General features: G+C 35.7%; 15 protein-coding genes and 1 tRNA gene. 6 read left to right on the forward strand and 10 right to left on the reverse strand.

Annotated features, from left to right (window positions below; genetic code table 11):
* Positions 1 to 71: 71 nt before the first annotated feature.
* From mobA to K6119_RS06700, 3 genes are all read left to right on the forward strand, one after another.
* Positions 72 to 626: a molybdenum cofactor guanylyltransferase gene (gene mobA, locus K6119_RS06690; protein WP_221837117.1), complete on the forward strand. Its 555-nt coding sequence runs from the start codon at positions 72 to 74 to the stop codon at positions 624 to 626.
* Between the two features lie 91 nt (positions 627 to 717).
* Positions 718 to 1,749, forward strand: a complete 1,032-nt coding sequence (gshB, locus tag K6119_RS06695) for a glutathione synthase (protein WP_221837120.1) — start codon at positions 718 to 720, stop codon at positions 1,747 to 1,749.
* Entirely contained in the window at positions 1,742 to 3,736 is a 1,995-nt protein-coding gene (locus tag K6119_RS06700; RefSeq protein WP_221837123.1) for a flavohemoglobin expression-modulating QEGLA motif protein, read from the forward strand. The genes gshB and K6119_RS06700 overlap by 8 nt, the downstream gene beginning before the upstream one ends.
* A 2-nt stretch (positions 3,737 to 3,738) precedes the next feature.
* Here the strand turns inward: K6119_RS06700 and K6119_RS06705 are convergent, their stop codons facing one another.
* Positions 3,739 to 4,725: a PorP/SprF family type IX secretion system membrane protein gene (locus K6119_RS06705; RefSeq protein WP_221837126.1), complete on the reverse strand. Its 987-nt coding sequence runs from the start codon at positions 4,723 to 4,725 to the stop codon at positions 3,739 to 3,741.
* Positions 4,726 to 4,734: 9 nt separating this feature from the next.
* Positions 4,735 to 10,920 carry a PKD domain-containing protein gene (locus K6119_RS06710; RefSeq protein WP_221837129.1) on the reverse strand — a complete coding sequence of 2,062 codons (6,186 nt, stop codon included), beginning with the start codon at positions 10,918 to 10,920 and terminating at the stop codon, positions 4,735 to 4,737.
* A 318-nt stretch (positions 10,921 to 11,238) separates the two neighbouring features.
* On the opposite strand from K6119_RS06710, the gene K6119_RS06715 reads away from it, so the two are divergent.
* From K6119_RS06715 to K6119_RS06725, 3 genes are all read left to right on the forward strand, one after another.
* Positions 11,239 to 11,313, forward strand: a tRNA-Val gene (locus K6119_RS06715).
* Between the two features lie 173 nt (positions 11,314 to 11,486).
* Positions 11,487 to 12,932, forward strand: a complete 1,446-nt coding sequence (locus K6119_RS06720; protein WP_221837132.1) for a hypothetical protein — start codon at positions 11,487 to 11,489, stop codon at positions 12,930 to 12,932.
* Positions 12,933 to 13,067: 135 nt separating this feature from the next.
* Positions 13,068 to 13,895, forward strand: a complete 828-nt coding sequence (locus K6119_RS06725) for a universal stress protein (protein WP_221837134.1) — start codon at positions 13,068 to 13,070, stop codon at positions 13,893 to 13,895.
* 6 nt (positions 13,896 to 13,901) lie between these two features.
* On the opposite strand, the gene K6119_RS06730 is transcribed toward K6119_RS06725, so the two are convergent.
* The 8 genes from K6119_RS06730 to nhaD all read right to left on the reverse strand — a co-directional run bounded on the left by K6119_RS06730 (position 13,902) and on the right by nhaD (position 24,762).
* Complete coding sequence (locus tag K6119_RS06730; RefSeq protein ID WP_221837137.1) at positions 13,902 to 16,235, reverse strand: OmpA family protein; 2,334 nt, start codon at positions 16,233 to 16,235, stop codon at positions 13,902 to 13,904.
* 43 nt (positions 16,236 to 16,278) lie between these two features.
* Positions 16,279 to 17,205: a PorP/SprF family type IX secretion system membrane protein gene (locus tag K6119_RS06735; RefSeq protein ID WP_221837140.1), complete on the reverse strand. Its 927-nt coding sequence runs from the start codon at positions 17,203 to 17,205 to the stop codon at positions 16,279 to 16,281.
* Positions 17,202 to 19,742 carry a T9SS type B sorting domain-containing protein gene (locus K6119_RS06740; protein WP_221837143.1) on the reverse strand — a complete coding sequence of 847 codons (2,541 nt, stop codon included), beginning with the start codon at positions 19,740 to 19,742 and terminating at the stop codon, positions 17,202 to 17,204. Before K6119_RS06740 ends, K6119_RS06735 begins: the two co-directional genes overlap by 4 nt.
* 86 nt (positions 19,743 to 19,828) lie before the next feature.
* A complete protein-coding gene (locus K6119_RS06745) occupies positions 19,829 to 21,049 on the reverse strand; it encodes a bifunctional folylpolyglutamate synthase/dihydrofolate synthase (protein ID WP_221837146.1) in 1,221 nt (406 codons plus the stop codon).
* A 4-nt stretch (positions 21,050 to 21,053) separates the two neighbouring features.
* A complete protein-coding gene (locus tag K6119_RS06750; RefSeq protein WP_221837148.1) occupies positions 21,054 to 21,806 on the reverse strand; it encodes an energy transducer TonB in 753 nt (250 codons plus the stop codon).
* Between the two features lie 79 nt (positions 21,807 to 21,885).
* Positions 21,886 to 22,290 (reverse strand): ExbD/TolR family protein, encoded by a 405-nt coding sequence (locus tag K6119_RS06755; RefSeq protein WP_221837150.1) that lies wholly within the window; start codon positions 22,288 to 22,290, stop codon positions 21,886 to 21,888.
* A gap of 4 nt (positions 22,291 to 22,294) precedes the next feature.
* Positions 22,295 to 23,035, reverse strand: coding sequence for a MotA/TolQ/ExbB proton channel family protein (locus tag K6119_RS06760; protein ID WP_221837152.1), 741 nt, complete (start codon positions 23,033 to 23,035; stop codon positions 22,295 to 22,297).
* Between the two features lie 230 nt (positions 23,036 to 23,265).
* Positions 23,266 to 24,762, reverse strand: a complete 1,497-nt coding sequence (gene nhaD, locus K6119_RS06765; RefSeq protein ID WP_237828117.1) for a sodium:proton antiporter NhaD — start codon at positions 24,760 to 24,762, stop codon at positions 23,266 to 23,268.
* Positions 24,763 to 24,764: the final 2 nt, after the last annotated feature.

The following is a 24,764-nucleotide window of genomic DNA, read 5'->3' on the forward strand; positions in this document are numbered from 1 at the left end:
TACATTATCACCTTGAATAAAAATTAATTTAAAGACCTTAAAACCAGATTTACTCTTTATTTTTAATGAGAATGAATGATTTTGGTGTCATCTTACTTGCCGGAGGTAAAAGCAGCAGAATGGGAGAAGACAAGGGTTTAATGAGCTTGTTTGGAAAACCCATGGCTGAATATGTACTTGAAAAAGTAAATGAGTTAACGAACAATGTTATCATTATTACTGAAAACTCAAATTATTCTCAATTTGGTTATCCCATTTACAAAGATTTAATTAAAAATTGTGGTCCCTTAGGAGGTATTTACACTGGTTTAATGAAATCAGAACATGACCTCAATTTGATTGTAAGTTGTGACATTCCTTATGTTAAAAGTGGGCTCATCAAATTTTTGTATTATCAAACAGAAGATTTTGAAGTAACTGTGCCCATGTACAACGATAGAATTCATCCCTTAATCGGATTCTACAAAAAATCATGCATTGAAAAAATTAAATACAATTTGGATGAGGAAAAATATAAAGTAGCTGATGTATTTAAATATTGCAAGACCAATGTAGTTGATACAGATGAATTTGACGAGATTGTATTTAAAAATGTCAATTCTAAAAAGGATATTCAGCCGTTTTAGAATTTGGATTGTAACAATTATTTGATTTAAAAATTAGGTTGATATTCTCATCTTTGCGTAATTTTCGGAATTATTAAAATAGAAATAGGAAATGAACATTTGTTTTATCATGTACCCGTGGGAGAATGTTGATCCCGATAAAGACTCAACATTAAGAATTATTCATGAGTGTATAAAGCGAAAACACAGGGTTGTAGTAGCAACGCCTGCTGGTTTAACCATGCGTAATAGTGTGACAAACGTATTTGGAAAAGTTTTGACAGCTCCCTCACCATTTCCGGGAACTATTCCTGCATTTTATAAAAAAGTAAAACTAAAAGACAGAATGTTGCCTTTGGCAGGATTTGATGTTGTGTTTATGCGTGCTAACCCACCTTTGGACATCATGATGCTAAATTTTCTTGACTCTGTTAGACAAGATGTTTTCATCCTAAATGACATCCAAGGACTAAGGGAAGCCAACAACAAATTATATACGGCAAGTTTGTACGACCCAACAAATGACATAATTCCTATCACACATGTTTCTAAAAACAAAGAGTTTCTTAAAAAGACCATTTTAGAATCAAAACAAGACAAAATGATCATGAAGCCTTTAGATGGTATGGGCGGACGTGGAGTTATTGTTATTGAAAAAGATGCTGTTCAGAATATAAATTCACTATTAGATTTTTACATTTCAACTGGTGATGGAAACTCAAACTATGTGATTTTACAAGAATATATTGAAGGAGCAGAAAATGGAGACGTTCGTGTCTTGATGCTTAATGGTGAACCAATTGGTGCCATGAAAAGAATTCCTGCAGCTGATGATCATAGATCAAATTTCTCAGCAGGAGGAAGTGTTAAAAGACATGCTTTGACAAAAAGAGAAAAAGATTTATGTAAGTATATCGGACCTAAACTTGTTGAAGATGGACTTTATTTTGTTGGTCTTGACATTATCAACGGAAAACTAATTGAGGTAAATGTTTGCAGTCCCGGTGGAATTGTAAATATCAACAAACTACACAAAGTAAAACTACAATCAAAAGTAGTAGACTTCTTAGAAAACGTAGTCAAATACAAATCAATAGCACAACAAAGAAAATCAGAGTTTAGAGAAACAGTTCAAAATGCATAAGTATTCTATTGAACAAATTATTCAAAAGATTGAAAAGGGACATTCTTTTGAAGCTGAAGACACAGATGGATCACTTTACATAAAGATTACAGAGTACGTGCCTTATGTTTGTACAGCTATTCATGACGGACATAACTTTAGAAGTGAATTACTTGACAATATTATCCACTCAGATTATGAACGCTGGTATGAAGAAGATCCCAAGACACTAGATTTTATATCGTCTTTTCCTATTGTTATTGCAGGGAAAGATTCAAGATTTGAATATGATTTGAACAGACCCCCTGAAACTGCAGTATACAAAGATGCTTGGGGAAAACCAGTCTGGAAAAAACCTTTGACAGAAAGAGAAAGAGAGACAAGCCTTTCTAAACACACTAATTTTTATCGTGTAATTCACGCACTTGTCACTAAACTTGAAAAGTTATTCAAAGCCAGTGTAGTTTACGACATTCATTCTTACAACTACAAAAGACATAAAAGACAAGTACCTGTTTTCAATATAGGAACAGCAAATATTAATAGAAGAAAATATGCTGTTGTTAAAAATGATTTTCTTAAAGGATTAGCTTCAATTGAGATTCCTCATGTTAAAAACATCACTGCAGAAAATGATGTATTTCAGGGAAATGGATATCTGCTTAAATACGTAACTGAACATTTTGACAACACTTTAGTTTTAGCGACTGAGGTAAGCAAAGTGTATTGTGATGAGGAAACAGGAGAATATTTTTCGCAAGTAATAGACTCAATACGTGAAGGGTTTAAAAGAGTAATTCTTGAAAACGCACTTTTGTTCACTAAAAAACATTCTAATTTGAAGGTAAAAAACTCTAATCTTTTACTTTCTTCTGAATTGGATGAAGCCATTTTAAAAGTGGATAAAATGTTGTACAAATTGGTAAGGAATTTTGAGGTTTTAAAATTCGTCAACCCAATCAACATTGAAGCTGAAAAGAAAAAATTCATTAAAAGCAAAGGGCTTTACAAACCACAATTTAAATACAAGCACCTCAACCTAAACCCGTTTTTAATGAAGCGTAAGTTGATGAACTTACCGGTTGAGCAAATCCAGGATGTCAATATTCAAAACCTCTACAAAGGAGTTATAAATGCTTACTGTGATAAAATTGAGTTAATCGCATCAATTGGAACTGAAAATTTCCTTTATAATTCACTTAGATATTTTGGTGAGCCCACAAAGAAAGATATAGCCAACGCACAATTCATTCTGCATTTTAATCATAACGCAGAGCTTAATCAACCCATGATGAATGACACTGAAGCTTTATCGGTGCTTAAAAAAGAACTTAAATCTTACGAGTTTGAATGTAAAATAAAGCTATCAGATAAACTGGCTGCCAAAGCAATGGTGGTAAACTCTGAGAAGACGCTTTATTTGAAAAAAGGAGGAAGGTTTACTGAAAAAGAAATACACTCTTTAGTTCATCATGAAATTGGTGTTCACATGGTAACCACCATGAATGCAGATAGTCAACCCATTAAATTATTTTCAATGGGAATGCCTGTAAACACTAAAACTCAAGAGGGCTTGGCTATCATGAGTGAATATTATTCAAATACGCTCACGGTAAAGAGATTAAAAGAGCTTTCACTAAGAGTTGTAGGTATATCATCAATGATTCATGAACATGATTTTAATGCTACGGCCAATATGTTGGTAAATGAATATGGTATGAGTTTAGAATCAGCCTTTTATTTAACAACAAGAATATTTAGAGGAGGTGGATTTACCAAAGATTACCTTTATTTAAGCGGATTAAAAGAAGTTTCTACTTTAATGAAATCTGATGAGGGATATGAGGATTTAATGGTTGGTAAAACACATCACAACTATTTGGGATTAATCAATGAAATGATTGATAGAAAATTGATTATTCCTCCTAGATATAGTAATCCGGCATATCAACACAACCTCAATGATAATCCTTTGATTGATTACATCATTGAGAATATTCAAGAGTAGAACTACATTCTACCCATCATTTTTTTAATCTTATCATTGGCAAAAGCTCCTTGATAAGCCAAACTTATTTCAAACCCTCCTCTACCACTTGTGTATGTGTTTAGTGTTGAAATATTAATGTCGTATGTCATGTTTAAATGCCATCCATGATACCTCATTCCAATACCGGTAACTGCAGCATCACCTACCCTTATTCCTAACAACAATCTCAAATCAAAATCATCATCAAAATTATATTTGGTAGTGGTCATCAATAAAAACTCAGATGCAGCCTTTTGGTACATGTACAAAAACGCAGGTTTCAATGAGAATTCATCATTAAATGCTATTTCAGATCCAAAATTAGCTTTCCAAATCATTGGCATTGGTTCTGTTTCACCTATGAATGTTTGATTTGGTAAAGTAATATGCCCCAATGAAAATCCAATGTATGGACGTAGTTGTTTTCCTAAAAATTGATAATAAACACCCCAGGCTCCATCTAATCTATAAATACTACTTGAGCCTATATTTTCCCCATTACTTAAAGAATTATCAAATCCTCCGCTAGTAGATGAATACTGCTCATCAAAAAATAAGTTGTTTACCTGAAAACTCTTATTGAAAAATCCCAGCTGTAGTCCTGTTGTTAACTTGTGATCAGATTTTGGATCAATAACATTATACGAGGTAGAGACCATAAAATTAAAAGTCCTGAATGTTGGAGCTCCAGCCTGGTTATTTATTATATAACCTCCTATCCCCCATCTTTCTTTTAATCTTGCATCATAAGACGCATAAATTGACGAGAAAGGTTTTGTTGAAATTTGTCCCCATTGTGATCTATAGAGTGTGGCTGCTCTCCAATCTGCATCCTCCGTAATATCCTGACCCGTTAAAGCCGGATTTAAATAAAGCGAAGATTGTTCAAATTGGCTGTTATGAAAATCCTGAGCTGAAACATTTACAGACAGTACTATTGTGCTTATAATTACCGTTAATTTTTTCATTTTCTTTCCTTATTTAATAATTGAAAAATCACCGGTTACTGAATACTCAAAACCGTCTGTTGTTACACCTTCAAAAACATATATATACACCCCAACTGGTTGCAATTGTCCTTTATAATATCCATCCCAGCCGTCTGAAGGATCAGTTGTCCTAAAAAGTTCGTTACCCCATTCATTGTAAATTCTAAGTTCAAATTGATCAAATGGCCCACCTCTTACATATAACACATCATTATGTCCATCATTATTTGGAGTAAAGGCATTTGGTATTGCGGGTTCATTTGAGTTGGCATTAGGATCAATTACCTCAATTATCATTTGAGCTGTATCCGTACAACCAGAGGTATCGGAGACGGTCAATATAACAGTATAACTACCAGGATCCGGATATGTGTAAATTGTATCCTGACCGTTATATGTTCCAGTCATGTCTCCAAAATCCCAATCCCAACTATCTGCATTTAAAGATGAATCTGTAAAAGTTACTACACTATCCATAAAAGGAGAAGTATTGTCCACAGTAAAGTCGGCAACCGGTAAAGGATCTAGAACAATATCAAATACTGATTGATCAGTACATCCATCTGAATTAACTACATCCACGGTCAATGTATATGTGCTATCAGGTAAATAGTTATTGAAAACTGTAGTAGCATTAGTTGAATCAAAAGTACCATCACCTAAATCCCAATATATCTGATCAATTGCAGAACCAGTAGATGTTGCATTAAACGTTAACAATGATTGATCACAGTAAAAATTATAATCAACGCTTAAATCTATATTAGGCAAGACAGACACCAGTAGTGAATCCGTTGAAACACCACAAGAAGTTGTCAGATTTAAATAAACATAAATTGGTCCTAATGTATCACTTAAGGCAGGCGAATATGATGTAGGGTTTCCGGTTGAACTTCCAATTGTTCCAGCACCATTAGTTGTCCAACTTATTCCTCCTGTAGAAACATTTCCAAATAACAAAACTAATCCTCCGGCGCAAGCGGTTGCGTCATTTCCTGCATCTACAGTTGGTAAGTCAAGAAAATAAACGTTGATTGAATCAGATTCAGCCAAACATGAGCCATTATTTGAAGATGTCAATATAAATAATAACTGCCCTCCGGATGTATCTGCAATACTAGGCTGATAGTTTGTAGAAGGTGAAAGGTTGTCAGGGATAAAAGTACCGGTTCCATTCGTTGTCCAAAATCCTCCTGAACCACCACCTGATACTGTACCACTCAGAGAAAAGAAATTATCGCTTAAGCAAATATTTAAGTCAGGTCCAGCATTAACACTAGGTGCTGGTGTTATAGTTATTAGTAAAGTATCTTCAATAAAAGGACAGGATTGCATATTTGCTGCATTTAAATACAGCTCAACATTTCCGTTAGTTTCATCAGTATTTCCCGGAATATAAATTGCATTCAAATCGTTTGTATCCGGTAGAAACAATCCATCTCCAGCTGTTGTCCATATTCCTGCTCCACTTGTAACAGTTCCAACCAGGTTTATAGAATCATTATTAGCACATACCACAACATCAGCTCCTGCATTGACATTTGGATTTGGAGTAAAAAATACCGTAATAGTATCAGCATCTCCTCCACAAGGTCCTGTATCTGATGTCAAAATCAAATCCACATTACCTGCGGTTATGTCTGCACTACTAGCCACATATGTAGTCACCAAATTCGTATCTACAAAAATCCCAGTACCCAAACTAGTCCAGTCACCATCAACATTTCCAGTAATAATTCCATTCAATGAAACTGCATTTCCGGCACAAATAATTTTATTTCCACCTGCATCCGCTTGAGGAGTTGTTTCGAGATTTATAGTAATTACTTCTCCAAATGGCAAACAACTCCCTACATTGGTTGGAGTTAATGTTAAATTGAATACTCCACTCACTATATCATTGGGCCCTGGAGTATATATTGCATTTAAATCGTTTACCGACGGTGAAAAGATTCCATCTCCTGAAGTAGACCATACTCCAGTAGAAGTTGCACCGCTAATTGATCCATTTAATTGAAGGGTTAATTGATCGCAAATTGTTGTATCACTTCCAGCGTCAACAATTGGTCCTACACTAAAACTTACAACAGCATCATCTGAAACTGTTACACATGCGTTAGTTGAAGTCAAAGTTAAAGTAACTGAACCTGCAATTGTATCTGCAGCAGAAGGAACATAGATTGCATTTAGCTGAGTATTACTACCAAAAAATTGTCCACTACCAGAGGTAGACCAAATTCCTGTTCCTGCACCTCCGGTTACATTTCCTCCTAATGGAACGGGATTATTTGCACAGTAAGACAAGTCTGATCCTGCAGTTACGACAGGAATATCTGTTAGAGTTATCATAATGGTATCAATGTCTGGCGAACAACCTCCATTTCCTGTAGAAGTCAAATACAAGAAAAACTGACCATTCGTACTGTCTTGAACAGAAATATTGTAAACAGCATTTAAATCTGTGTTATTAGGAGTAAAGTTTCCTGTACCTGAAGTACTCCAAACACCAGTTGTTGTAACTCCACTGACATTTCCTGACAAATTCACTTGATTATCAGTTAAACATAAAATTTGATCTATGCCTGCATCCACAACCGGACCTGGGTCAATGGTAATTATTATCTGATCAGAATTACTGCATGACCCCGTTGCAGATAAATCAAGGGATACGGTTCCATTTACTATATCATTAGATCCAGGTACATATAATGCATTTAAATCAGTATTGTTTGGTATAAAGATTCCATCACCACTTGAAGTCCAAATACCCGTGGTAGTAGAACCTGAAATAACACCTGATAAATTTGCTGAATCACTACTACAAATAGAAAAATCCAATCCGGCATTTACTGTAGGTTGCGAAGTAATTGACAATAAAATTGAATCAACTACCGCATTACAATTTCCATTAGCCGTAGTAGTTAAATATAGTGTTACAAAACCTGCAGTCTCATCTGCTGCACTAGGAGTATATATTGCATTTAAATCTGTGTTGTTAGGATTAAAATTACCAGTTCCAGATGATGTCCATTGCCCTGTTGAACTTCCTCCGCCAACAATACCATCCAAAGGCAAAGTTTCTCCAATACATATTGTAGTATCCAATCCTGCATTTGAAGTAGGTGAAGGCGTAAGATTTATGATTAAAGTATCTTGTTCACTATTACATGTTCCATTATCAGTAGAAGTCAATAAAATTACAATTGAACTCAATAATGTATCAGCTCCAGACAAAGTATACGTGGTATTCAAATCTGTGTCAGATGGAGAAAAACTTCCACTACCGAAAGTGGACCAGATACCTTGCGACGCTCCAGCCGAAATAGTTCCATTTAAGTTTACAACTCCATTGTTAGCGCAAATATTTTGAACAACACCTGCACTAACTTGCGGAGCAGGCGTAAAACTCACCAATAAATTGTCAGTCACCACCGGACAATTTCCATTATTTGTAGAGGACAATGTCAAAATAACTGAACCATTTGCTGTGTCAGCTGCACTTGGCAAATAATTTGCAGACAAATTTGTACTCGTTGGGCTAAAAGAACCTGAACCACTAGAACTCCAAATTCCAGAAGTTGTAAATCCTATTACAGATCCATTTAAAGGAACTTCTAAATTGGCGCAGATTGTCGTATCAACTCCAGCATTCACAATTGGTTCAGTTGTTATCAATACACTCATAGAATCTATATCTGCCTGACAACTTCCATTATTAGTTGAAGTCAAAATTAAAAATACATTTCCCGCAGTTACATCTGCAGCACTTGGGGTATATGTAGCATTAAGATCTGTATTTGAAGGTAAAAATGTTCCCGATCCTGAGGATGACCAGATCCCAGTTGAAGAACCTCCTGTTACATTTCCGCTTAAAACCACATCCGGATTTGACTGACATACAATTTGATCAGTACCTGCATTTGCAAAAGCTGCCGGAGTAATTGTGACAGTTTTTTGGTCGAACTCAGGAAAGCAAGACCCATTTGCAGTTGAAGTCAACGTTAGTATTACTGTACCATTATTTAGGTCATTTGTTCCTAAATTGTAAGTTGCATTGAGATTAGTATTAGATGGTAAAAACATACCATCACCAGATGTTGACCAAATTCCTGTTGTAGATCCTCCAGTAACACTTCCTGACAATAAAATTGACCCATCTGTTGCACATATTGAAGTATCATTACCTGCCAGCACATAAGGAATTGGAGAAAAAGTTAGCACAACATCATCTGCATCAGCAGTACAACCATTATTAAATGTAGAAGTCAAAGTAAACGTAAGTGTACCCGCCGTTGTATCGGCTGAAGTTGGAGTGTAAATGGCATTTAATGTTGAATCATTAGGAGAAAAAGTTCCACTCCCAGAAGTAGTCCAGACACCAGTTCCCGAACCTCCTAAAACAGATCCATTTAATTGTACAACATTGTTTGCACATGATGAAAAATCTGATCCTGCATTGGCATTTGGGGCTGGTACATAAGTGATCACCATTTGATCATTCATAATTATACAACCATTTGTAGATGTCAATGTAAGCGTAACTGACCCTGCTGTTGTATCCGCATTTGACGGAATGTAATCCGCATTAAGATCAGTATCAGAAGGTGAAAAAGTTCCCGATCCAGAAGTTGACCAGATTCCGGTGGAACCACCATCTGTAACTGAGCCACTTAATGAGGTTGTAGCATTATCAACGCAAACCAACTGATCAGGTCCTGCATTTACTGTAGGAGCCGGAATAATGGTTATAATCATATCTTCACTTACAGTTTGACATCCATTGGTTGAAGTAAGTGTCAACGTAACTGTTCCTGCCAAAAAATCAGCAGTTCCAGGTGAATACGTTCCAGTAAGATCTGACGAATCAGGAGTAAAAAATCCTGTTCCAGCAGAAGACCAATAACCAGTTGTTGTTCCACCTGTAATTGAACCAACCAAATTAGCAGGTGTACCAACACAAACAGATTGATCTGGACCGGCATCCACTACAGGTAACAACTCAATTGTTACAATCATTTGATCAGTAACATCTGTACATCCAAAAGTATTTGATGATGTAAGTGTTAAAGTAACTGTACCTGCTGTAATATCAGCAGCACTTGGTGTATATACTGCATTCAAATCTGAAGCTGAAGGCGAAAAAGCACCTGTTCCACTGCTACTCCAGACTCCTGTTGATGTACCTCCACTCACCGATCCGGAAAGATTTACATCTGCTCCTTCACAAATTGTTTGATCAACACCTGCATCTACAACAAAAGCAGGCACATCTGTCACTTGAATTGTATCTAAACCTCCGGGACATCCAGTAGAATCTGTTACAATTATGGAGTAAGTACCAGCAGAGACATTTATAGTAGAACTTGTTGCAGTAGTACTCCATAAGAAATTATAAGGCGGAGCTCCACCACTTGCATTCACAACAATATTAGTAGATCCTCCCTGACAGGTATATGAAGGATCAGGAATAATACTAGCAGTAATACTGTCATTAAGATATACGACAACGGTATCAGAACCAACACCTACTGTACAAGCAGAAGGGATACCAGAGGCAACATATACAACAGAATCAGGAAATCCAACTTGAGGTGTAATAGTTACCGTATCACAAGCATTTGTACAATTTAAATATGAATCAAAATCTCCAGGTAATCCAGGAGAAATAGAGGTCCAATTAATAGAAGATTCCGTTAATCCACTTATTGAAATGTCTTTGGAACAATTGAGGTTTAGACTAACATCAGGTGAAGCGGACACTGCTTCAGAAGTAGTAATTGAATATGTTGGTGAATCTCCACCTGTTTTACAAAACGAAATACAAAAAGAATTCATTCCATTTATACACTCTGTAGCACCGAGTAAAATTGGAGTACCACAATTAATTTGATAAGTTGTTCCGCCTGGAGGTGCTGGACTTTGCACATCAAAAACCAGTTGATTTGCATTTGGGTGAGTTATTACTTCAAATTTGATACAAGCATCAGCACCTGACGCTCCACAACAATATCCATTTCTGGCACTTGAAACGGTCCAAGTTGTATCAGGATTTGAAGATAAATCGACAGTAAAACTAGTGGTACCCAAGTCGCATGGAATGCATTGCGCATTAACATTAGTGCTAATACTAAAGACAAGAAATAGTAGAAAATTATATATGTATTTTTTTTTCATCTATATAAATTGAAGTAAGGCAATCAAAACAGTGTCATGAAAACTCTGCAATTGAGACATTTAATTTAGGTAAAAATCAGTGACCCAACAATCAATGGATAATATTAAAACAAAATTTATCCTTTCTTAAAGGAGATACAAATACACTTAAAAGGTTGTTAAAAATGGAGATTAAATAAACATTTGCTAAATATTACTTTTTTTTAGGTTCGATTTGGGTTGATTTTTAACCAGTTGCAATTATTTGAAAAATATTTGCATTTTTCTTTTTGTTATAATGAAAAAGTGATTTATATTTGCACCCCGCATTTGAAATGAGGGCGATTAGCTCAGCTGGTTCAGAGCACCTGCCTTACAAGCAGGGGGTCACTGGTTCGAATCCAGTATCGCCCACGAATGAAAAGCCGGATACATTTGTATCTGGCTTTTTTGCTTTCATAAATACTGCCAATTTTTTTATCCTACATTTTATCTGACATTCAACTCCTTGCCCACTCTTTGTGACATGTATCACAAACCTTGAAACTATAATGTTTTACCTTTCGGGTTGACCAATTTAATCCTTGATGAACAAGGTACTTATAACACTCATCTTTGTACTTCCATTTGGTGTCTTAGGGCAGGAATGTAAAGCCGAACATGATCCGGAACGTAAAGTTGTGGACACTACTGTTACCAATGTAAAAGAATATTTCCTGCATGGACATGTCAACGGGCACATCAGAAACTACTTTATGTCTACTATCAACAAAGGAAGTTTATCTGATCATTACGCAAATGCTATTGGTGGGTCAATTGGTTATTCAACCGCCTCATGGAAAGGAATTCACTTTGGTGTAAAAGGAATATTTACTTACAATCTATTTTCATCAGTTTTGGATGGTTCAGATTCTACTATTCAAGTAGCAGGCTGGGAGCAAGAATTATTTGATGTTACCAGACCCTCTAAAAAAAATGACCTTGATAGATTAGAAGAACTTTATATTGCTTATGACAACAAGCATCTAGGATTAAAACTAGGTAAAATAGATATTGATCAGGGTCCTCTTTTGAAAAGAAGGGATACCAGAATGAAACCATATGTTTATAAAGGATTTTGGTCAGCCATTCACCTCAATAAAAGAAATAAGAATGTTCATGATGCACATTTTGAACCAAAGAAAACATTTCACCTTTACAATGGATTTATTACCGGAGTATCACCCAGAGGAATGACGGAATGGTATTCACTTAATGAAGCAATTGGTTTAAGTTATAATGGTCAGCTCAATGATACTGTTCACTACGAATATCATGAAAAGTCAGGAACCAAAGGACTTTTGGTAAATGGATTTTGCACCACAATTCATGAGAAGTTAAAGCTACAGGCATGGAACTACTATTTACATAAAGTTTATAACACAACCTGGCTGCAAGCTGATGTGCGATTTAAAAAGTTTGGAGCCGGTTTACAATATGTATTTCAGGTAAGTGATCCCCATCAAAACACTTTGGCAGATTTTGAAAGATATTTTGACCCTGAACATAAGTCAAACACACTTGCCGCTCAGATATATTACAACATTAATGATCGTTTTAGAATTAAACTGGCTCACTTAACTTCATTAGGATCTGGAAGATTCTCTTACCCTCGCGAGTTATCAAGAGACGATTTTTATACGTCTATTTCCAGATCCAGATTTGATGGACATGGTGAAGCAAATGTAAGTTTGTTGGAAGTGACTTATCAACCAATTAAAAAACATCCAAAATCTTTGACATTAGTTGGTCAGGTTCAAATTGCTAATAATGCCCATCATGAAGATTATCACGTGAACAAATATGAAATGCCAGATTTTGCACAGTTTAATCTAATGGCAAAATATAATTTTACCGGTAAATTTAAAGGTGTACACCTAAACTTTCTTTATGTAAACAGGTATTCAGATTTACCTTTATCAATGGGATATGATCATCAATATTACCGTACCAATCTTCATCATTTTAACCTAGTATTGGATGTTGAGTTTTAAAAAACCAACTTCTATTTAATATTTCATGCTCCTAAGGTGGACTTAAGAACCAATTATCAATTTCATTTTTTATTTTTCTTCTTTGGTTGAAGTTTAACAAATTGTTGCTATTTTCAAACCAATCAACCTATTGATATGATCAAAGTTATTATTACTACAAATTTCACCGAAAGTGCAAGAAACGCTATGGTTTATGCAGCTAATCTATTCGGAGTGGAAAACACACAATATTATATCATGAATACTTTCATTGATATGCCTACCAGAAATGACGGATTATTATCTGTTGAGCAAATCAGTGATAGAAGAGAAAATAAAAGACTGAAAGAAGAAGTTGAATTTTTAAAGAATCAATTTCCAAATCAGAATATTGTTGTTAAATCAAAATCAGTTTACGGACAATTGGTACCGGCAATCAACAGCCTTGTAAAAGAAATTGCAGCACAATATGTTGTGATTGGAAACAAGAGTAAATATGATTTTGATGCTGGAATGTTGCGCGCAAAGACATATGAAATGATTGGTAAGATTGAATGTCCAGTTTTGGCCGTACCTGAAAACAGACCATGGTTTCCGGGTGAAGGTGGACTTATTTTTGCCAGTGATTTACAGACAATCAAAAAGCCTGATCATTTAGAACCTTTGGTAAGAATTGCAAACCAGCATCAGGTTCCTGTTATGGTGATTAATATCAAGAAACCCGAAACAGCAGCAAGTGCAGAAGAAGAAAAAGCTGACACACAGCTTTCACATATTTTTGGATCTACCAAACATGAAATGCACAAGCTTGAAGATGCAGATGTTTTAAACGGCATCAATAAGTTTGTGGAATCGCACGGAAATAGCTTATTGGTGTTATTGGCCAGAAAACAAAACTTGTTTCAAAGGTTAACACAACAATCTGTAACACAAAAAATGTCAAAATTGGCTAATCTGCCATTGCTGATTTTACATGATTATTAATTGATATTATTCAACATCAATTATTACTCTTCTGTTTTGAGCGTGATCCTCTTCAGAGCAGTTTTCACCACAAGCATTAAATAGCTTACTTTCTCCGTAAGATGTGACAGCTATGCGGTCTGCTGATATCCCGTTTTTAATGAGGTATTCTTTTATTCTATTTCCTCTACGTTCAGACAACCATTGATTGTAGATTTCTGTTGAACGCGCATCTGCATAGGCATATATTTTTACTGATTTTCCTGAATTGGATTTCAGGTTGGCAATAATTCCATCTAATGAACGATAATCTTCAGATTTAGGATAAGATGAGTTTAAATCAAAGAAAATTGTAGCATCTCCTGTTATTGAAACAACAGAAACATTATTGTGATTATTATTGACATGGTTTTCTACCGGATCTAATTCAAAATTGCCATCATTTTCTTCCAATTGATTCAGGTTATTTCCTGCTACATTATCAAGCTGTCTATATTCAAAAAATCCTCCTTTTCCCCTATACATACTTGCCAATACATTTCCATACCTGTCTTCTACCAAAAGGTTAAACTCATCCAAATCAAATCTGTTGTCGCTTTCATCTATTTTATACAAATAAGATTGATCAGGATCTAATTGAGTGAATATAAACTGACCTTTAGCGTTTGTATAAGTACTATCTAACAAAATCCCATCTTCTGAATAGATATAAACCTTTAACCCTTCACCAAACTCTCCTTCCAATTTTTTGTACTGAAAATTACCCGTTACAGTCATTGTTTTTAAATCAAATACATCTTCATTTTCTGCTAATAATTCCAAGTTATTTTGATATTCAGGGCGAATCTTTTTATATACAAACTGACCATTTTCATTGTTCTTGAGTTGAGCAACAACATTTCCTTCTTTATCAAAAATCAACAATATTAAATCTTCATTCTGATCTCGTACGGTAAGTACGTAATTGGAATCCAAAGACAAATTTCTGAATTCAAAATTCCCTCTCTTATCTGTATACTGTTCAAATGCTAAATCGCCATCTTCTGTCATTAACATCACTTGCATACTATCGGGATATTCACCCGGAATGTTTTCATAAACAAACTGTCCTGAAACGTTCCCTCGGTTTAATTCAAAATCTGACATGTCCTCAGGGATAAGACTTAAGGTTCCTGCTTTTTCCATATCTATTTTTTTGTATTGGAAAGATCCTTCTCTATCTCTTATCAACTCGGCTACAGGGTTACCATCTTTATCATAAACTATTAGTTCTAAATCTTCTTCTGATAGGATTTTGACCGTATAATGCTCATAAGGTAAATTTCTAAATTTAAATTCTCCTTTATCATCTGTTAATTGTTCAATAATTAAGTCATCATCTTTGTATAATTGCACCTTTAAATCGTTGGCATCAAGATTTAATTTTCTGTATCTGAACTTACCTGCAAATTCATTAGAAACAGTAACTATTCGTTCAACTTTAAGGTATTTGATATCATCATTTCCGGCTGTAGCAGCAACACTGTACATTCCTTGTGTTTGATCTGGAGAAACAAAAAGCCCTAAATCATCACCTGAAGTATTAAGTGCTTCTAAATTCTCAACTTCCTTATTATAATTTAAAATCTTCCAGTACAAATCCAGCCCTCCTTTTCCTCCTTCTCTATCTGATGAAAAGAAAAGATCATGATGACTAATGAACGGAAACATTTCATTTGATTCAGTATTTACTACCTCAATATTTTCCGGAGTTCCCCATGATCCATTTATTAATTTAACCTTATAAATATCTTTCCCTCCTTTTCCACCAGACACGTCTGAAGCATAATAAAGGGTATTAGTTGTTGGATCCCAAGATGGGTGGCCAAATGAAAAATTAGGATCACAGAAAGGAAGCAATTTTTGATCAGTCCATTTACCATCCTTCATCACTGCCATGTGCAGTTGGGGCTTTCGAATCTCCTTTTTCTTCTTAATAAAAGCAATTGTTTGGGTAAAGAACACTGTATCACCAGTTATCGTAAAACACAAAGGACCTGTGTGATTGTTATTGGACAAATCTGAAGAAAACAATTTTACATCTTTATAAACCGCTGTATCACCAAATCCATGTTTGATATCCGCCTTGAATAAATTCAAATAACCGGTAGATTTCCAGTTATTTTCACCTAATAATACCAAGTCTGATTCACGTCCTGAAGTAAATACCAATTGATCATTATAAATAACAGGACAAAAGTCTGCAAACTTAGAGTTCAGGCCTTTTACTTCAAAAATTTCAAAGCTGTAAGACACCTCTTCTACTTTATATGTTTGGGCGAAAGATTGATTGAAAGCAAACAAAAGAAAAAGAGCAATCATCTTTTTGAATCCAGCTTTATGTAGGGGGGGAAAAGATGTCATCTTATAGATATCTTGGAGATAAGTTATTGTCTTTTTTAGGTGCAAAATCAAATCCTATAAAGAATTCATGTGAACCTGCGTTATACTTTCTTAATTCAGTTAATGAAAGGTCAAATGAATAACCTAACCTCAAATAATCTGTAACGTTAAACTCTGTCACCAATACAATACTGTTTAATTTTCTTAAGGATGCTCCTATCCACCAAATCTTTTTGATCAAGGCTGAAATATTGGCATCAAATGAAAAAGGAGCACCTTCGGCATATCTTAACATTACAGAAGGCTTAAGCACAAACCCGCTTTTAATTTCGAACACACCTCCACCCATTAACATGTAATGTCTATCCAGATAAAGTTCTGTATTAGTTGGATATCCGTCATAATTAAAAGTATGTTTGGTTAGATGATTTACAGACAAACCCGCATAAAACCTATTGGTATAATAATAGGCTCCAAAATCAAAAGATGGAACCAAAGCACTTTCTTTTCCGCTTACATTATAAATATCAGCCTGGTTGTCAAAATCCAATTTGCTTCTGTCTAAAGTTGAATTAAAAACACCTCCTCTCAAGGCAAAAGAAAGCTGTCCTGTAGATAATTGAAGGTGATAACCTGCCGTTAATGCTCCCCAAAAATTCCTACTTGGCCCAATCACATCATGAGCCATATTCACTCCCCAAGCTAGTTTTGTTGCACCTGCTTTTGAATGAACAGATAAGGTTTGTGTATTAGGTGCTCCTTGCATTCCGAGCCATTGTGATCTATGAACCAACACAGAGGATATCGATCTTCTAGAACCAGCATACGCCGGATTAACAGCAAATGGATTAAACATATACTGACTGAACAAAGCATCTTGCTGTCCAAAACTCAAGTGAGTTGAAAGCATCAACATCCCTAACAACGTTATGTTCTTGAGTTTCATCATTTCATTAGTTGAAGCCAACCTGTTTCAGTTGGTCCATCAGTAAATGTTATTGTATAAAAATATGTTCCTGAAGGCGCTTCTGAACCATTCAATAATGTGCCTTGCCAACGAACCAAATCGTTGTCATAGCCTAATTCATCAAATACAATATCGCCCCAACGATTATAAATCACCACTTGATTATCAGGGAAAGACTCAATTCCTATAATTTTCCAGAACTCATTTAAACCATCATTATTAGGAGTAAAAGTGTTGATCGCTTCAATTGTACAATTTGGATCATTACTTACCGAAACTAAAACAGAATCTGTAAACTGGCAACCACCAGAAGTAGTAATGTCTACAAAGTAATAAGCTGTAGTATCAACAGGAAAAGTAATATCAGCTGAATTTTGATTTGTAATTCCTGGACCATTCCAAACATAATCAACTCCGCCGGTTGCATTTAGTGTTACTGAAAACCCTTGACATTGCGTTGCATCACTTCCTGCATCAACCGAAGAACCATCATCCAAGGTTAGATTTATATATAGTGTATCCTTGCATCCGACACTAGAAAAACCTATTACTTCCACAACAACATCTGCTGCAGGCGTGATTGTATAAGAATTAGTAAATGATCCACCTGCATCCCAGTTATAAGCTGAACAGCCAGAAGCTGTTAATGTTACTGCATCTCCATTACAAAAAGTTTGATCTGGGGATGCAGTTAATGGTGGCGCAGGTGAAACTGTAACGATCATTTGATCAGTGCTAGTACAACCTGCTAAACTTGTTCCTGTTACAGTGTATACGTTTGTTCCGACAGGTGGCACAAAAGGCACACCATCTGTTATACCTGTATCCCAAGTATAAGTGTTGGCACCTGCACCATTTAGAGTTACTGCAACTCCTTCGCAAACAGATTGATCAACCCCTGCACTGGTATTTGGAATAGAATCTACCAAAACAATTACTGTATCATTGGCAGGACAAAATCCCGCACCTGCACCAGTAACTACATAATAATTTGTTCCTAAAGGTGGAGTAAAGGCTACTCCATCTATTACACCTAAATTCCATGTATAAGCTGATGCAGAACCTGAAGCTGTTAGTGTTACCATTTGACCATCACATACTGCTTGATCAGCACCGCCATCAACCGTTACAACAGGTAAGACTTCAATATTAATATCATCCGTATTTACACATCCATTTGCATCAGTTCCGGTAACTGTATAACTATTTGAACCTAAAGTAGGTGTAAAAGGCGTACCATCTGTTACTCCACCTGTCCAAACGTAAGATACTCCGCCTGTTCCATTTAAAGTATATGAATTTCCGTCACAGATAGTATCATCTGCTCCGGCATAAATGGTTGGTAAATTATACCATGTAACTACAACATTATCTGTAGCTGTACATCCAGTACCACTGGTTCCTGTAACCGTATAAGTATAAACACCGGGTAAAGAAGTAAATGGAACTCCATCTCCAAAACCGGAATCCCACGTATAAGAAACCGCATTACCGGTTCCCGTTAATGTAACCTGATCTCCATCACACAAAGACTGGTCTGCTCCTGCACTAACAATTGGTGCCGGATCCACAGTAATTGTAATTGAATCAGATGCCGAACAAACTCCACTTGTTGCAGTTAAAAAATACTCAGTTGTCACAGTTGGAGAGGCAGTAATATTCAAAGCTGTTGAAGAAGACAATCCTGTTGAAGGCGTCCACAAATAAGTAGAGGCATTAGAAACTGTAGCATTAATTGTGTGACTAGCTCCCTCACATATTGTAACATCCGGAGTTGCTTCTACTGTAATTGCCGGTGGATCAGCCAAGATAAATGTATCAGGGCAGGTAAAACAGTTATTAGCATCATACATCTGAACATAATAAGTTCCTGCACTTAAACCTGAAATTGTTTGTGTTGTTCCTGAAGGCATCCATTGAAATGTATATGGAGGAGTTGCACTCCCAACCGTAGCAGTCAAAGATCCATCAGATCCTCCAGCACAAGAAATGGGACTAACAACAGAAATGGTTGCTGTAGGGGTTGTAGCAGATGAAATCCAAATCTCATAGTTCATATCTGCATTTCCTCCATTTACTGAACCACCGCTGTTGGTATATGATCCTCCTGGATAAATGCTGTTAAAATCGTATAAAATTGGCATTGAGCCTTGAATTCTGAAAGTATATTGAAAACCAGCAGTTAGATTTGGTTCTTGCCCACAGTTTAAGATAAATTCATAAGTTGGTGCAGTACCTGTTCCGCTCACATCATGATTTGCAGAGTACAAAAGTGCACCTCCTACTCCAACGCCTTGATAAATACTTAAGGTGTATGTTCCTGAAAAACCACCATTTCCCTTGATATTTAAATTGGTTAAAATTCCACTTGTACCACAACTGAATGATTGTTGGTGATCTGAATCAGAGGTCCCGTTAGTATGGTTCCAATAACTATCATCCATGTATGATGGACATTGCGCATAAACTTCATTAAAAAGCAATGCAATAAAAGGCAATATGAACAATAGCTTTTTCACCTGAATAGTGCGAATTTAATCATTTTAGGTATGTATTTCAAAACGAACACCATACACTATACGTTGGGTAGATTAAAAAAGATGCTTTAGTTTTGATTTTCAAGCACATCAGCCAATAAGAAGAAGCTACCAAAAATCAGGATTACATCTTTAGAATCGGCATCCCTTTTTGCGGTTGACATAGCCAATTTTACTTTTTTAAAACAAGTATGTTTCAATCCAAACTTTAAAGCTTCTTGTTCTAATTTTTCAATTTTTGCTGATCTAAGTGAATTAAACTCGGTAAAAAAATAAGTAGCGTTTTTGGGAAGCAGAGGAAATATTGCTGATAAATCTTTATCCGAAGAAGTACCATAAACAATTATCAATTTTTCGAAATTCAGATTTTCCAATTCTCCAATTAAATTTTTAATGCCATCTGCATTATGCGCGGCATCTATTATGATTCGAGGATTTGAACTAATCAATTGAAACCTCCCAGTAAAAGCTGTTAACTCACTAACATTTAATAACGAATTTTTGGAAATTTCGTCATCCACCGGAAATACATCATTCAAAACTTCAACAGCTTTCCATGCAGTTGCAAGATTCTTTTTTTGATAGGAAGCAATCAAGTCACTTTTCAGCAGAACATCTGAAGCGTAAAACAAAGTAGATTTTCGTTGTTTTGCTATTTCTTCAAAAACTAAGGTAGTTTCAAGCTGCTTTTCACCAATTACTACCGGTCTATTTTCTTTTATTATGCCGGCTTTTTCATAGGCGATTTTCTCTAAAGTATCCCCTAAGAATTGAGTATGCTCCAAACTTATATTGGTTATAACAGATAATTCAGGAACCAATACATTTGTAGCATCCAATCTTCCTCCCAAACCGGTTTCTACTATGGCAACATCTACTTCATATTGTTTAAAAGCCTCAAAAGCCATAGCCGTGGTTATTTCAAAAAAAGAGCTATCCAGTTTTTGAATATCCGTTTTATAAGCATCTAAAAAATCTAGTACAAATTGCTCTGAAACAGGGACACCATTAATTTTTATTCGCTCTCTAAAATCAAGAATATGCGGAGAAGTAAAGATTCCCACTTTGTAACCATTAGCTTGATAGATAGCCGCTAAAACATGAGATACAGAACCTTTTCCGTTTGAACCGGCAATATGGATAGAACGAAAAAACTCTTGCGGATTTTGCATTGACCGCAAGAGTTTTAAAATATTGTCAAGACCAGGTTTATAAGCTGATCCACCTTGTTTTTGATAATTTGGAATCTGTGTAAAAAGCCATTCAATGGCTTGATCATACTTACTCAATTCACTATGATTTAATGAAAGTAAATGTCATGATTCCTACCATTTCAATAGCAGCACCAGGTTTCTTTTCATACTTAGATGTTTTGGCTGCATTTTCTGCCAAACGCTTTAAGTATTCAGAACCTGTAGTTGACTTACTTTGAACGTATTCAGTTCTTACCACATTTCCATTAGAATCAACATAAATTCTCAAAGCAATGGTTCCTTCTTCCTGAACGTTTGTATCATAGATAGGATTCTTAATTCTTTTTCTGTTAGGATTAGCTGTCCCTCCTCCAGGAGTATTACCTTGTCCATCACCCCCTACACCATCTCCATCTCCAAAAGAATTACCACTTCCATTTCCACTATTACTTCCATTACCAGAATTAAATGTAAATGTATTGTCTACTTGTGGTGTTTGCTCTTGAGTAGCATTTGAGTTATTATTGTTTCCATTGCTACTTGTCACTTGAACAGGAGATTCATCCTGAGTTTCGTGATCCATAGATGGCTCTTCAACATTTTCAGGAACAGGTACCGGATTAGGATTCATGTCATTGCTTGAACTTCCTCCTTCAGGTTGTGAACCTAAATCCAGGTCGATATCTTCCATTAATATTTCTACTTTCTTTTCTTGTAATGGCGGATCCGGTTGTTCAAATCCCACTAATAGAAAAAATAGTATTAGTAACATTATGAAGACCAAAGCAGCATACAAGGCTCTTCTGTGATCCTCTTCTCTTAACGCTTCCTTCGCTTGTTTGATCGTATTCATCTGTTTGTGTTTTATGGTTAGTATGTAATTTACCTCAATATATATGCCATTTAATAAGCCTGAGGCAAAAAGTCAATTACTAACCTCCGGGCTCATATGCTAATACGGGTTTCCAATCTCTTTGTTTCGCCAGAGCGATAATATTAAAGACTGCTTCGTAATTAGCTATCCTGTCACCTGACACTTTTAAAGTTTTATCTGTTTGTTCGTCCATTTTGGAATCCAAAATCGGAACAATTTCTTCAAAAGTATATTCTTCTTCAGACCCTTCTATGTAGTATAGGCTATTTGGAGTAACCCCTACAACTACGGAAGGATTTAAAGAACTTGGAGGCAGATCACTTTTTTTAGGTAAGTCAACCGGTACATTTGGCTGAACCTTAGTGGCCATGATGATGAAAAATATCAACAACAGGAACACAAGGTCAGTCATGGATGACATTCCCCCCTCTGCTTTTACTTTATTTCTTCTTCCTAAATCCATACAACTACTTTCCTGGTTCGTTCAATAAATCCAAAAATTCAATAGACGCATTTTCCATGCTATGGATTACTTTATCGATTTTAGCCACCAAATAATTGTACGTCATGTACGCCATAATTCCAACTACCAAACCGGCAACTGTAGTTACCATGGCTTCCATAATACCTCCAGAGATAGTAGATAAATCAAAATTTTGCTGAAACTTCATTGCCTGGAACACTCTAATCATACCCAATGTAGTTCCTAAGAACCCAATCATTGGAGCTGCACCAGATGCTGTGGCTAAGAAACTCATTCTTTTTTCCAAATGATAGATTTCCAGTTTGCCCACATTTTCTATGGAGCTTACGATATCTCTCATTGGTTTACCAATTCTGGAAATTCCTTTTTCTACCATTCTGGCAGCAGGATTATCAGTTTGCGCACATAAATCTCTAGCCTGATCAATTTTACCATCTAACAAGTAGTCTTTCACTCTTACCATGAAATCTTTTTCTTCTTTCAAAGATTTATTAATTGATAAAAATCGCTCAACAAAAATGTAAACACTAACAATTGAAAGCGCCAACAAGGCGATCATCACAATAAGGTTAGTAATACTCACCTCTCCGGTTATAGGATCAACACCTACGATCAAATCCCAAACCTTAACCGTCTTAGTCATTTCAGTAACTCCACCGGTTTCTTGAGCAGTATTTAAGCTATCTAATCCGGTTGTTTGCAATAAAAGGGGCAAAAAAGTCATAATTTGGTTGTTGTTTATTGTTTTTTAGAATGTTACCACCTGGGTAATTTCACTTCTTAATTTTATTAACGTCCTTTAAATTCAATTGTTACACACGTTAACAATTCTTTCACAAATATCACCAAATGCACAGCAATGGTAATATTAAAGCGAAAATTACACATTAATTGAAAGCTTGAACTGCTCTCAACAAGAAGTTATTAACTATGATTTTTGTATTGCGCTAAATACTAGTGAAACATCAACCAGTATACAGCAGCACCTGAAGCGTATCCTATTATAGCGTAAAGACTGATCTTTTTAAGATACCAACCAAAGCTGATTTTCTCTAATCCCATAACGGCTACACCGGCAGCAGAACCAATAATTAATGCAGATCCTCCTGTACCAGCACAGTACGCCAAGAATTGCCAGAATTTACCGTCAATAGCAAAATCTCCAACATCTGCAATCGGGTACATACCCTGAGCTGCAGCTACCAATGGAACGTTATCAACTATTGCAGACAACAATCCTATTGACACGTTAATAGTATAGATGTTTCCATCCATTTTATCGTTCAAGAAACCGGCAACTTCATTTAAGTGACCTACTTCTTGTAAAGCTGCAACAGCCATCAAAATCCCCAAGAAAAATAATACTGAAGCTGTATCTACCTTTTGTAAAACAGAGATTACTGATAAATTTCTTTTTAACTCAGAAGATTTACGACCGTGCATCACTTCTGTTACAGCCCATAAAACCCCTAAACTCAACATCATCCCAGTAAATGGAGGTAAATGAGTCATGGTTTTGAATACAGGCACAAATAGTAATCCGGCCAATCCTAAGAAAAACACAAATGTTTTTTCAAAATTCGTTACTTCTACTTCAGCATGTCCGTGTGCAGAAACAGGATTAGATTTGTCTGGACGTTGAACCTGTCCTTTAACAAAAATTGAAGCCAGAATCAAAGGAACAATTAAAGCAGTTAAAGATGGAATAATTAAGTTAGTAATAATCACATCTGTATGAGGCAACTGACCATTATTCCATAACATTGTTGTTGTTACGTCTCCAATTGGTGACCAGGCACCTCCGGCATTTGCTGCAATAATAATGAACCCTCCAAACAACCAACGAGTCTCTTTTGAGTCAATTAATTTTCGAATTACGGAAATCATTACAATGGATGTTGTTAAGTTATCCAATGCAGCAGACATAAAGAATGTCAATAAACAAATCACCCAAAGTAATTTCACCTTAGATGTTGTTGAAATTCTGTCAGTGATGACGGAGAACCCTTCATGAGCATCAATTAACTCAACAATGGTCATTGCTCCCAATAAGAAGAATAGAATTCCGGCAATCTCAAACAAGTGATGCGTTAAACCATGCTCTACATACTCATGCACATGATGAGAAGTATGATGAGGATCTTTAGTAGTCATCTCCATGTCATAGTTACCATGGTTCAAAATCTCATCTCTTTCTTTAATTACTTCATGATTTGCAAACTCAGCAAAGCTTGGATTGTGTGCTTGGATTGTTGTATCTCTAGATACATCAACAATAGATTGTCCTTCTTGAACACCTAAATGTTGTTCAGGCCACAATGCATACATCCCCCAGCAAATCATTCCTATCAACAAGGCTGAAGCTGCTTTATCTACTTTAATATTATGTTCAAGGGCAATTGCCGCATATCCTACGACAAAAATTATAACCATTACAAATTCCAATCCCATAG

The sequence above is a fragment of the Paracrocinitomix mangrovi genome, assembly GCF_019740355.2.
In the GTDB taxonomy this organism is placed as follows: Bacteria; Bacteroidota; Bacteroidia; order Flavobacteriales_D; family Crocinitomicaceae; genus Paracrocinitomix; species Paracrocinitomix mangrovi.

Excerpts from the sequence above, each read along its gene's own strand:
- mobA (WP_221837117.1), top strand. The coding sequence starts at position 72 with ATGAATGATTTTGGTGTCATCTTACTTGCCGGAGGTAAAAGCAGCAGA.
- gshB (WP_221837120.1), top strand. The coding sequence starts at position 718 with ATGAACATTTGTTTTATCATGTACCCGTGGGAGAATGTTGATCCCGAT.
- K6119_RS06700 (WP_221837123.1), top strand. The coding sequence starts at position 1,742 with ATGCATAAGTATTCTATTGAACAAATTATTCAAAAGATTGAAAAGGGA.
- K6119_RS06705 (WP_221837126.1), bottom strand. The coding sequence starts at position 4,725 with ATGAAAAAATTAACGGTAATTATAAGCACAATAGTACTGTCTGTAAAT.
- K6119_RS06710 (WP_221837129.1), bottom strand. The coding sequence starts at position 10,920 with ATGAAAAAAAAATACATATATAATTTTCTACTATTTCTTGTCTTTAGT.
- K6119_RS06720 (WP_221837132.1), top strand. The coding sequence starts at position 11,487 with ATGAACAAGGTACTTATAACACTCATCTTTGTACTTCCATTTGGTGTC.
- K6119_RS06725 (WP_221837134.1), top strand. The coding sequence starts at position 13,068 with ATGATCAAAGTTATTATTACTACAAATTTCACCGAAAGTGCAAGAAAC.
- K6119_RS06730 (WP_221837137.1), bottom strand. The coding sequence starts at position 16,235 with ATGATTGCTCTTTTTCTTTTGTTTGCTTTCAATCAATCTTTCGCCCAA.
- K6119_RS06735 (WP_221837140.1), bottom strand. The coding sequence starts at position 17,205 with ATGATGAAACTCAAGAACATAACGTTGTTAGGGATGTTGATGCTTTCA.
- K6119_RS06750 (WP_221837148.1), bottom strand. The coding sequence starts at position 21,806 with ATGAATACGATCAAACAAGCGAAGGAAGCGTTAAGAGAAGAGGATCAC.
- K6119_RS06755 (WP_221837150.1), bottom strand. The coding sequence starts at position 22,290 with ATGGATTTAGGAAGAAGAAATAAAGTAAAAGCAGAGGGGGGAATGTCA.
- K6119_RS06760 (WP_221837152.1), bottom strand. The coding sequence starts at position 23,035 with ATGACTTTTTTGCCCCTTTTATTGCAAACAACCGGATTAGATAGCTTA.
- nhaD (WP_237828117.1), bottom strand. The coding sequence starts at position 24,762 with ATGGGATTGGAATTTGTAATGGTTATAATTTTTGTCGTAGGATATGCG.